General features: G+C 33.8%; 13 protein-coding genes. 8 read left to right on the top strand and 5 right to left on the bottom strand.

The features are described 5' to 3' along the window. Nucleotides 1–4: 4 nt before the first annotated feature. Nucleotides 5–1,501, bottom strand: coding sequence for a hypothetical protein (locus tag LS64_RS06990; RefSeq protein WP_034574029.1), 1,497 nt, complete (start codon nucleotides 1,499–1,501; stop codon nucleotides 5–7). Between the two features lie 177 nt (nucleotides 1,502–1,678). On the opposite strand from LS64_RS06990, the gene LS64_RS13630 reads away from it, so the two are divergent. Further along, nucleotides 1,679–1,801 carry a hypothetical protein gene (locus LS64_RS13630; RefSeq protein ID WP_272916622.1) on the top strand — a complete coding sequence of 41 codons (123 nt, stop codon included), beginning with the start codon at nucleotides 1,679–1,681 and terminating at the stop codon, nucleotides 1,799–1,801. Here the strand turns inward: LS64_RS13630 and LS64_RS06995 are convergent. From LS64_RS06995 to LS64_RS07010, 4 genes are all read right to left on the bottom strand, one after another. After that, on the bottom strand, nucleotides 1,761–3,992 hold the full coding sequence (locus LS64_RS06995; RefSeq protein WP_052062748.1) for a DEAD/DEAH box helicase: 2,232 nt from the start codon (nucleotides 3,990–3,992) through the stop codon (nucleotides 1,761–1,763). The two genes, LS64_RS13630 and LS64_RS06995, sit on opposite strands and share 41 nt — an antisense overlap. A 24-nt stretch (nucleotides 3,993–4,016) precedes the next feature. Next, the gene (locus tag LS64_RS07000) at nucleotides 4,017–4,226 is read right to left on the bottom strand and encodes a type II toxin-antitoxin system HicB family antitoxin (RefSeq protein WP_034574030.1); all 210 of its coding nucleotides are present in this window, start codon (nucleotides 4,224–4,226) and stop codon (nucleotides 4,017–4,019) included. Nucleotides 4,227–4,245: 19 nt separating this feature from the next. Further along, a complete protein-coding gene (locus LS64_RS07005; protein ID WP_034574032.1) occupies nucleotides 4,246–5,319 on the bottom strand; it encodes an SPOR domain-containing protein in 1,074 nt (357 codons plus the stop codon). Between the two features lie 164 nt (nucleotides 5,320–5,483). Further along, the gene (locus LS64_RS07010) at nucleotides 5,484–6,020 is read right to left on the bottom strand and encodes an HdeD family acid-resistance protein (RefSeq protein WP_034574034.1); all 537 of its coding nucleotides are present in this window, start codon (nucleotides 6,018–6,020) and stop codon (nucleotides 5,484–5,486) included. 266 nt (nucleotides 6,021–6,286) lie between these two features. On the opposite strand from LS64_RS07010, the gene LS64_RS07015 reads away from it, so the two are divergent. The 7 genes from LS64_RS07015 to LS64_RS07045 all read left to right on the top strand — a co-directional run. Then, nucleotides 6,287–7,327, top strand: a complete 1,041-nt coding sequence (locus LS64_RS07015; protein WP_034569142.1) for a hypothetical protein — start codon at nucleotides 6,287–6,289, stop codon at nucleotides 7,325–7,327. Then, nucleotides 7,327–7,788 carry a hotdog family protein gene (locus tag LS64_RS07020; protein ID WP_118988398.1) on the top strand — a complete coding sequence of 154 codons (462 nt, stop codon included), beginning with the start codon at nucleotides 7,327–7,329 and terminating at the stop codon, nucleotides 7,786–7,788. The genes LS64_RS07015 and LS64_RS07020 overlap by 1 nt, the downstream gene beginning before the upstream one ends. A 74-nt stretch (nucleotides 7,789–7,862) precedes the next feature. Next, a complete protein-coding gene (locus LS64_RS07025; RefSeq protein WP_034573107.1) occupies nucleotides 7,863–8,321 on the top strand; it encodes a thiamine pyrophosphate-binding protein in 459 nt (152 codons plus the stop codon). Nucleotides 8,322–8,344: 23 nt separating this feature from the next. After that, entirely contained in the window at nucleotides 8,345–9,652 is a 1,308-nt protein-coding gene (locus tag LS64_RS07030) for a thiamine pyrophosphate-binding protein (protein WP_034573105.1), read from the top strand. Nucleotides 9,653–9,663: 11 nt separating this feature from the next. Further along, nucleotides 9,664–10,722, top strand: a complete 1,059-nt coding sequence (locus LS64_RS07035; protein ID WP_118988397.1) for an N-acetylneuraminate synthase family protein — start codon at nucleotides 9,664–9,666, stop codon at nucleotides 10,720–10,722. Between the two features lie 16 nt (nucleotides 10,723–10,738). Continuing rightward, nucleotides 10,739–10,975 carry a phosphopantetheine-binding protein gene (locus LS64_RS07040; RefSeq protein ID WP_118949144.1) on the top strand — a complete coding sequence of 79 codons (237 nt, stop codon included), beginning with the start codon at nucleotides 10,739–10,741 and terminating at the stop codon, nucleotides 10,973–10,975. Nucleotides 10,976–10,983: 8 nt separating this feature from the next. Further along, nucleotides 10,984–11,221: hypothetical protein (locus LS64_RS07045; protein WP_138127293.1), on the top strand; the 238-nt coding region annotated here is incomplete at its 3' end.

Raw genomic sequence — 11,221 nt, forward strand, 5'->3', positions numbered from 1 at the left:
AAATCTAACCTTTATCAATCTTTATATCTTTTATAAAACTTTCATTTATGGTTATTATGTTTATCATATTTTGAGACTTGTCTATGTAAGTAATATAGGAATATAGCCCATTTGTAATAATTTGTGGATTAGAAAATGCGTTAAAATTTGCATTATCAAGTGTTTTTAGGAATGTAAAATCGCCATTTTCAAAAATCGCAAGATTCAAACTTGTTTTTTTGGAATCTAAATATAGCAAAATCGTGTAATTACCAAGCGTTGCAAGACTCATCTCGCTTATATTTGTAATATTTTTACTATCCTTTAGCTCACTAAAATTTATCACGCCATTTATCGCCTCACAAAGTTGAAAACGCAAAGCATTAGATTCTATAGAATCTTGGTTATTTTCTAACTTTTTATTAAAATAATTATGAAAAACTGCTACACATGAACGCGAAATATGATTGATATTAGAATCTAAATTCACATCATTTTCATATTGTGCTACACTTGTAATCATGGGTTTATAAAGGCTTTTTTGCGTGTTTGGTCGTATCATTTCTTTTAAATGAAATGTAGAATCAAAGATTGCAAAAAGGCTTGTGGGATAAAAAAACTTTGCATATAATGGCAATATAAAGTTATTTTCTTTGTTATCCATATTGATTGAAAGTGGCTTACTTGAAAGGATATAGTTTAGGTTTGCTAACGCACCAAGCGTTATTTTTTTATAGAATCTAAACTGCGTGAAAGTAGGGATATTAGATATTTTTGAACTATTTTGTACATTAGATTCTATGTTGTTAGAATCTATATTTAGAGACTTTGCATCTATGACAATCACAGCATTTTGTTTATCAATTTTAGATTCTATATTTTTAGAATCTTTGCTATTAATATTTTGTTTATCTTGCAAATTAGATTCTATTATATTAGAATCTAGCGGATTTTCCGTATTTAGAAAGTTTAAAATATCATTAATCTCGCTTTTAAAAACATAGATTTTTTCGGTATCAAAACCTTTAAAATTTCTACCATTCACAAATAAAAAAAGATTATTATCTACCACTTGAAAAATAGGATTACGAAAATTACTTACAATTTGACGTGTATTAGAAAAAAGAGAATTTTTTGTGGCTAAAAGTTTCAAATTACCCCAACTTTTAGAATTAATAGCTACATTTTGCCAAACTCCATTGTTATCTTGCAAAGAATATTTATTAGGCGAAAAAAGAATGCCATAAAGGCTAGATTCTATATTTTGTATTTCATTTTTAGAATTTTTGCTATTACGCATAAAACTTAGCAGATACCGCTCATTACTTATTTTTACAAGATTTATAGAATCTATATTATTAAAAGGAAGCCTAAAACTATCTTTTTCATATCCGCTAAATGAATGAGAATTATCTACATTGTTAGCTGGGAAGTATAAATCAGTGTGCATATTGTAAATAAAAAATGCTAAAGTTGCACACATACAAAGGACAACATAAAAAATAATGTCTAATATTTTCATTGATTACCTTACAAAATTTATAACTTCTTTATCTTTTTAGATTTCAAACTAGCATATAAAATCATTTTTATCTTTTTAAAACCTAGATTCTATCACATATTGCTTAAAAAATCAAAAAATCTATTACCACAAGCTCAAAAAGGCGTATTAGCCAGAAAGCAACACTACGATAAAGAAATGAAACGCGAACAATGCAAAGAAGATGCACAAAGCGTGATAAATAAATATGCTACGGCGGCAGCTGGTGTGTGTGCGTCTCCTAAGAATCTAAAACACCTTGTGCTTCTTGCAAAATGTTAGAATCTAGTGCCATATTAAAGTAGAGAAATTCGCCGCCGCTTTGCTCCTTGCCACTTAGCAAGTCGCCGCCACTGCGATATTTCAAGTCTAGCTCGGCAATATCAAAGCCACTCAAAGTCTTGCTAAACTCGTTCAAACGCTCATTTTGCGTGTGGTGCGTGTAAAGGTAGCAGTAGCCCTTTAAGCCATTGCGGCTTACGCGCCCACGCAACTGATGCAGGCTTGCTAGCCCCAGCCGCTCCGCGCCCACAATGACAATTATTGTTAGATTTGGCAGTGAGATGCCGACCTCAACCATAGTCGTAGCAAGCAAAATCGCGCCCTTTGTCGCGGCAAAAGATTCTAAAATCGCTTCTTTTTCCTTGTCCTTGCCATGCGTTACGAAAACATTAGTAAAGTTTTTCTGCCAAAAATTGCTCGCATCCTTTAGCGACATATATGGAATCTGGCGAGATTTTTTTTCTTTTTCTTTGATTTCATTTGCCGCATTCATCTCATTTTCAAATTGAGCGTAAAAATTAGATTCCATAAGATTTTGATAAGTATCGGTATTTAGGGACTTATTTTTTATTTCTTGCTCTGGCTCTTTTGTTTCAATTTTTGGATAGATTATTGCGACTTGATTATCCTTTGCAATTTCTTCTTTAATGTGTGCCAAAAGTGCGGGAAAATCGCTCTTTTCAATGATTTTAGTCTCAATATCTTTCTTAAATGGTAAATCTTTTATGAAAGTGAAATCTATAAATTGACTTTGCATCATTGCCATAGTTCGCGGGATGGGCGTGGCGGAAAATTGCAAATTATGGGGTTTTTTTATGATTTTATTATTGATTTTAGAAGTTTTCTTTTTTGTTTTTATAGAATCTTTTTTGATAGAATCTTTGCTTTTAGATTCTATATTTTTTTTAGAATCTTGCGAAATTTTAGAATCTAGATTCTGTAATTTTTTAGAATCTTTAGAATCTATATTTTGCAAATTCGCAGATTCAAATTCCTTCTGCATTTCAATGTCCCGCCCATTCCCACCCACTGAAAATAAAGAAGGAATTTGAACCTGCGGATTTTTAACATTTATAGAATCTGTAATATTTATAGAATCTAAATTCTCGCTAGATTCAAGCATTTTTTCTAAAAATAGGCGAGTATTCGTCCCAAAGCGATGCTGCTCATCTGTCATCACCAAAGCAAAATCACTAAAGTCGCTATCCTTGTAAAGCAGGGCTTGCGTGCCGATTAAAAAGTGCGATTCACGCATTGCCTCTTCTTGCAAAAGTCGCTCTTTTTTCGTATTTACCGACAAAATGCACGCGGTTTTGATATGCGGTGGCAAAAACTTGACAGCTTCCGCGTAAAGCTGACGCGCCAAAATGCTAGTTGGCGCCATTAGCACACTTTTGTAAGGATAAGCAAGGGCGACACTCGCCAAAATCACCATAGTTTTCCCGCAGCCCACATCGCCCATGATAATTCGCCTTGCAGCGCGGCTAGATTCTAAGTCTTTTTGGATAGTCAAAATAGCGTCACGTTGGGCATCTGTCAAGGCAAAGGGCAAAGATTCAATAAAGTCAGTTACATCGCCCTTGCATTGAAATTTAGATTCAAACTCACGCTTTTTACGGCTTAGTCGCTGCAAATATAAAAAAATCTCACAAAACTTAATCGCGTCCATACAAGGCTTTGGAAAGCCCTTATTTGCGATAAACTCTTGGAAAAAATCATAGTTAGGATAAAAGATTCTATAAATATTTTGCGCGTGATGACTTGGAATCTTAGAATCTAGCAAGGCTTCAAGCGTGATTTTTTTTTGCACATTTTCTAAGGTCACGCCACGCTTTTTAAAACTCGCACTAATCGTATCAGTCTGGCTTACAACCTTAGGATTTACCATCGTAGGCTTTAGCGTCTGCGTATAATTATCAAAGCGAAAACTAAGCGTGCCAAGCACATTTAGCACCTTTCCTGTGCTGAAAATCTGCGTATGAAAAGGGCGCGCATTAAATATCACAATGCTTAAATTTTGCTTAAAATTTTCGCAACTAGATTCAATAAAAAGCATATTTTTATAGAATCTACTGCTTAGAATCTTAACGCAAAGCACGCCGCGCACGCCATCTTTTAGCTCTTTTAAAAGGTAGGTTGATTCATACCCTTTTGGAATGTGATTGATAAGATATTCAAGGATATTTGGCATAAGCTAGTTCAGGCATTATATCTCTTATATTTCTAGTTGCACGATTGAGGTGATTTTATTACTTAAAGCTTTCACTTGCTCTATTTCTAAGCTTTGCAAATAAAGCTCACCTGCTTCTTTAATATTTTCTATGGCTTTCTCAAAGCTATCAGCCTGCGTCACACAGCCCTTAAACTCGGGGATATAAGCAAAATATCCATCGCTATCTTTCTGCACTATCGCATTTAGTATCATTGATTTTCCTTTATAGAATCTATTTTACTTCCTTATATATCGCGTTGCCATTGATTTGGGTTTTGACCTCGTTTAGCTTACTTTTTGCCTCCTGCTGGTCTTTGTATGGACCGACAAGGTATCGCACAAATGGCACTCCGTTGTTGTCAAACTTTTGTATGCGGTAGCCGTATTTTTGGATATTTTGCATAAAAAGTGTATCGACTTTGTTTGCCTCTGGGAATGAGCCGACTTGGATGTAATGCCCTTTTTGCGCTGGTGTGCCGTTATTTTTATTTGTGGGCTGGGCTGGACGCTGCAGGATTTTATCATCTTTTTTATCGCTAGCTGCGGTTGTTGCTGGTTTTTTCTCGGCAGTCTTAGATTCCGTAGGCTTAGATTCTGGCTTTTTAGCCTCCGCTTGTTTAGAATCTACAGCGCGGTTTTGTATCGCTTTAGAATCTTTTGTCGCAGCTGGTGGCGGCGTGGTTTTTGCGTCTTTAGAATCTTTTTTAGCATCTTTTTTATCGCTAGGCTTTAGCTCCACAGGCGGTGGGGGCGTGACTACCTTTTGCGTAGTATTGACTTGTTGCGCGTTTTTGGCGGTTTGCTGGGCTTGTAAATTCTTTAGATTCTCTTGATATTTTGGGTCGTCTTCATAATTTGGCGTATTTTGCGTATTTACAGGCGGTGGGAGAAAATTTGGCGTCTCTTTCTGCACATTAGAATCTGGCTGTGCAACAGGCTGGAAACCCGGTATTTGCGGGGTTTGCGGGGTTTGATTCTGCGCTAGATTTGGCGGTGGCGTTGTGGTTAGTCCGCTATCAAGATTTAGCCCTAGCTGGTTATCAGGGCTATTTATGATGTTAGGATTAGGCGTGGTATCCTCGCTATGAGCGTAGGGAATCTCTTTTTGCGGGCTTTGGATACGCTCATTTTCCCCCTGCGTCTCAAGCGGCTGTATCGTGTTATCACGCGTCATCACCCACGCAATAATGAGAAAAACCGCTATCAAAATAATCGCCACAATGCTAAGCAGAAATATCGTCTTAGTCTTATTTCTAGCACTATTATCATTCGCAAAAATGTCATTCATATTCGAATTATTTTTCATTTGTTTTCTCCTAAAAACGCTTTAAAAATTTCTAATGATAATAAAACTTTGTGAATTGTTGATAAATTTTAAAAGTGTTAAAGATAATTATACAAATAATTTAACCACAACGAATATAAACTTATTGTTGGTATTTAAATTTAAAATCTAATTAGATTCTATAACTAAAACTTCGATGCAATCTTATGAAACGCAAACCACGAAACAAGCCACGAAATACCAAAAAATAGGATAATTAGCGAAATCAAAACGCCAATTGTAATGTCGCCAACTTGCGGATAAATCACAAAAACTACCGCAATCGCCGCATTAATAATCCCAAAAAGTAGCACCCAAATCCAAAATCCAGCACCAATTTTACGCATATCAAGCGACCACGCAATGCAAAGCACACCGCGAAACATACACATAAACGCCACAAAATACACGATAAAGCTACTTGTAAATTCCACGCCCATCGCCAAAAACACAATCGCAAACAAAATATTTGTCAGCCCATCAAGCAGCACATACGAGCCGCCCCACACATTCGCCACGCCAAAGTAGGTAAAAAGGCTAATAAGCCCGCTTAAAATCAAAATAAATGGCAGATAAACAACCAAAGTCGCGAAAACTTCCTGTGGGACAAAAAGCCCTGTAACACCCGCTACAATCAGCAACAGCGAGCAAATAATCGACAACGCACTAAGCAAAATCCGCATATTTTTTCCTTTATCATTGAAATTTATAGAATCTAAAAGCGAAATGATACATAAAAATATTTAATAATGTTAAAACACATAATCTTATAAGTTAGGTTAGATTCTATAAAAATAAATTTTCAATTATGTTATAATACAATCTTTATTTAGTTTGGAGTTTAGGAGATTTTATGGGTTATGCTTTTGTGAGTAATCTTACCCCCCCCCCCCCCCGTATGTTTAGATTCTAAAAAATCATCTAGCATGTCTTGTAAAGGAGATGTTAGATGAATAAATATGACATATTTACTTTTGATATAGCTTGCATTAATGACACGAATGATATTATGGAATTTATAAAATCTAGCTGGGATGCTAATCATATCCTTGCTAATAATAAAGATTTTTTTATATATCATTATAAAAATTTATTTGATAGCACAAAACTAAATGTTTTTTTAATGCGTGATAAAAATGGGAAAATTAAAGGAATGAGTGGCTTTGTGCCGCAAGGAAAAGATAATCTTGGAATCTATTTTTCAGGCTCTGTCACAAAGGTTAGCAATGATATAGCTTTGCCTATGTCAGGGCTTGAGCTGCTAAAAAGATTCTATAAATATTTGGATAAATATGTAGAATTAGCCTGTGGGGCAAATGAAAAGACAATCGTGCCGTTATTTAAAAATGTCTTTCATTATAAAACAGGTGTTATGGACTTATATTTTCTACCAAATTTAGATATTAATGAATATAAAATCATAAAATTTGATAAAACTAAATTGCAAGATAAATCACAAGATATAAAACAATACACACTACATAGAATCTACAATTTAGATTCTATACATTTTGATTTTAACAAGCGTTATGACAAATTGCCCTTTAAAGATAAAAGATTTTTAGAGCATAGATATTTTCAACATCCTATATTTGATTATCTAGTTTATGCGATAAAAGATGATGATAAGATTCTAGGAATTGTCTTTTTTAGATTACTTAAAGCCTTAGATTCTAATATCTTATTTCTAATTGATTATGTAGGCGATATAAATGCACTCTCACACATAAAAGATTCTATAACTAACATTTTAAAAGAGCTAAATGCTGAATGTGTGCATTTTTTAGTTGGTAATTTAGATAAAGAAATACCGCTAAAAGCAGGGTTTAATAAGGTAGATATAGAATCTAGCAATGTGATTATCCCTACATATTTTGAGCCATTTTTACAAAAAAATATTAGAAATATTTATGTGACAAGTAAAAGCGATATGATTATCTTTAAAGCTTATGGCGACCAAGATAATCCAAAATATATAAAGGATAAATAATGATATTACAGAATCTAAATGCAAATGATATACAAAAATATCAGCAAAATCGCCATCCATGCTTTTTTGTAGATTATATAAAAGAAGTAGTGGTTGGTAAATCTGCGATAGGCTATAAAAGCTTTTCATATAATGAATGGTTTTTCCCATCGCATTTTAGCGATGAGGCAAGTGTGCCGGGATTTATACAAATGGAATCTTTAGCACAAGTTTTCTTAATGACATTTTTAACAATAAAGGGAAATGAAGGGCAAAAAACGGCATTTATAAAATCAAATGTAGAGTTTAAAAAGAAAATAGTCCCGGGAAATATCTTAGAAATAAACGCAAAGTTAGATTCTTATAATCGTGGCATAGCAAAGGGTAGTGCGATAGCTTATTTGCGTGGAGTAAATATTGTAGATGTTATAGAATCTAAATTAGATTCTATAACAACAAATGGGGGGGGGGGGGCGAGCTAGCATGCAAAGGCGAATTTGTAATAGCAATCCCAAGTGTATTAAAACAATACACGCCAAAGATTAAAAGGTAAATAATGGAACGCGTTTGTGATTATGTAATAAGAAAATTAGTTGATAATAATATCAAACATATTTTTATGCTAGTTGGTCGTGGCATTTTATATCTAAGTGATGCGGTAGCAAAAAATAAAAATATAGAATCTATTAACACATTACACGAGCAAGGGGCAAGTTATGCAAGTATGGCGTATGCTAGTGTTAATAAAATCTCAGCTTGCTTAGTATCCACAGGCTGTGGTGCAGCTAATGCAATTACTGCGTGTCTATGTGCGTATCAAGATAATTTAGCATGTATATTTATTTCTGGTAATAATCAGTTAAATGAAACGACATATTTTACTAAGAAAAATATTAGAACCTTTGGCTCACAAGAAGCAAATATCATAAAACTTGTAGAATCTATCACAAAATATGCGGTTATGATAACAGATTCTAACAAAATAGCATTTCACTTAGAAAAGGCGATATATTAGCAAATAATGGCAGAAAAGGTCCTGTGTGGATAGACATCCCCCTTGATATACAAAGTAGCTTAATTGATGAAATGCACTTAGAACATTTTAATGTTATAGAATCTATAGAATCTAAAAACATAGATTCTATAAATGTAGTAATAGACAAGCTACAAAAGGCTACTCGCCCTATTATTTTTATAGGTGGCGGGCTAAAAGATTCTAAAGAAGAAATAAAAGAATTTATAGAAAAAAATAAAATCCCCCTTGTTAGCTCGCAAAGCGGCTGTGATATTTATGGATGTGGTAATGAGTTATCAATAGGCGTAATAGGCTCTATCGGTGGCTCTCGCTCTGGTAATTTTGCCTTGCAAAATGCGGACTTTATCCTAGCAATAGGCACAAGATTATCAACGCAAAGTATAGGCGATACAAAAACATTTGCAAGGGAAGCAGAGCTAATAGTAGTAGATATTGATGAATTTGAGCATAAAAAGAATGATTTAAAAATATCCCTTGAAATCAATATAGATTCTAAAGAATTTTTAAACTATTTAAATAAGCAAACACTGAATCTAAATATTGATAGTTGGATAGAAAAATGCAAACATTATAAGAAAATTTTTGCGATAGAAAATGAAAATTTTATAAAAGATTTAAATGAAGATTCTAAGCTAGATTTATATTACTTAGCAAGCAAGCTATCTAAATTAATAGAATCTAATACGACAATTATTACAGATGCTGGATTAGAGCAGCTAATACTTCCTTCAACAATAAGGTTTAAAGATTCTATAACCTGCTTATTCCCCGCCGCGCAAGGGGCTATGGGATATGCTATCCCTGCTATTTTGGGGGCTCATTTTGCAAGTGATAGTGCAAGACAAAAAAATATTATTACAATCGTAGGCGATGGCTCAATTATGATGAATATACAAGAGCTACAAACAATAACATTTCATAATATAAAGGCAAAAATTATTGTGATAAATAATAATATGTTCGCGGTAATACGAAATAGACAAAAAGACCTATTTAGAAATAGAACGATAGGAAATGATAGTAGCGATGGACTTCCTAATCCTAATTTTGAAAAAATAGCTTCTAGTTTTGATTTTAAATATTTAAAAGCAAGGAATATAAAAGAGTTTGAATCTAGTATTAAAGCCTTTTTAGATTCTAAAGAAGCAGTAATTTTTGAAATTTATTGCAATGAAAATCAGCAATATTTACATACTTCTTTTGGATTTAACGCTAAAAAAAGATTAGTTAAAAAGCCTTTAGAAGATTTATCACCATTTATAAATAGAGATTTATTTTTACAAGAAATGATTGTTAAACCATTAGATTAAGGAGAGTTAAAATGTGTGTATTAAGAAATGGCAAGATTTTAGAAAATTATGGCGGACCTTATATTATTGCCGAAGTAAATAGTAGCCATAATGGCAATCTTGATGAAGCAAAAAGAATGATAGATGCAGCAAAAGAGTGCGGGGCGTCTTGTGTTAAGTTTCAGTCATGGAGTAGCGATTCACTTTACTCAAAAAGCTATTATGATAAAAATCCTTTAGCAAAGCGATTTTTTGATAAATTTGCATTATCTAGTGAATCTTTATTGCAAATGGCGCAGTATGCTAAAAGTGTGGATATGGACTTTTCATCTACGCCATATTCTACACAAGAAGTAGATTTCTTGGTAGATATTATAAAAGCACCATTTGTAAAAATCGCTAGTATGGAGCTAAATAACTACGCCTTTTTAGAATATATAGGCAAAAAGCAAACACCTATAATCATATCCACAGGAATGGGCAGTATAGATGAAATAAAAACGGCTATAAAAATTTTAGAATCTACAAATAATAAAAATATCGCAATTTTGCATTGCGTATCAATATATCCTAGTGATATAGAATCTATGAATCTAAATAATATCACAATGCTAAAAGAAACTTTCAAGGACTACGCAATAGGCTTTAGCGACCATACAAAAGGTAGTGAATGTGCTATGGCGGCTGTGGCGTTAGGTGCGTGTGTGATTGAGAAGCATTTGAGCTTAGATTCTAAAAAAATAGGCTTTGATAATGAAATGGCAACCGAGCCAAAAGAATTTAAAGAGCTAGTGAAAAATATAGAATCTGTGTATAAAGCAATGGGTAGCTATGAGCGAATCTTATCGCCAAAAGAGCTAGAAATGCAAGGGAAAATGCGCCGCTCAATCGTGGCAGCTAAACCTTTAAAAAAAGGCGATGTGATAAGGCTAGAAGACTTATGTGCAAAACGACCAGCCGTGAATGATACGGGGGGGGGGGGGGAGGGGAGGTATATACCACCTAGCGATATAAACTTGCTAGTAGGTAAAAAAGTGCTAAAAGATATAGAATCTAATACGCAAATCTTAAAGCAAGATATTAAATTTTAATTTGAAAGGATAAGTTATGGAAAAATATACAAAATTGTTTGTTGATATATTTGGTGTAAGTGAGAGTGAAGCTAAAAGCTTAAAGTATCAAGATGTCGATGCGTGGGATAGTGTGGGACATATGGGGCTTGTAGCCGCTTTGGAGCAAGACTTTGGCGTGACGTTAGATACTGATGATATTATTGATTTTAGCTCCTTTGAAAAGGGCATTGAAATCTTGGCAAAATACGGCATTAATTTAGATTCTAAATAGGCGAAAGTATGGAATCTAAACGTGATTTAGAAAATATAGAATCTAATTTGTCATTGCAAGAATTTACCTTATCAACTTCGTGGCAATTTATAAAAAACAACGCAATTATAGAATTTAAAAATGAGCGAAGCGAAAAGTCCCAAAACGCTACGAAAACACAGAATCTAAATTTGGAAAATAACCAAACGAAAACAAATACGCGGAGCGTTGTCGGGGGGTTTGGGGGGTTGCAAGGGGGGATAAGGG

This window comes from Helicobacter saguini (assembly GCF_000762875.2).
Lineage (GTDB): Bacteria > Campylobacterota > Campylobacteria > Campylobacterales > Helicobacteraceae > Helicobacter_A > Helicobacter_A saguini.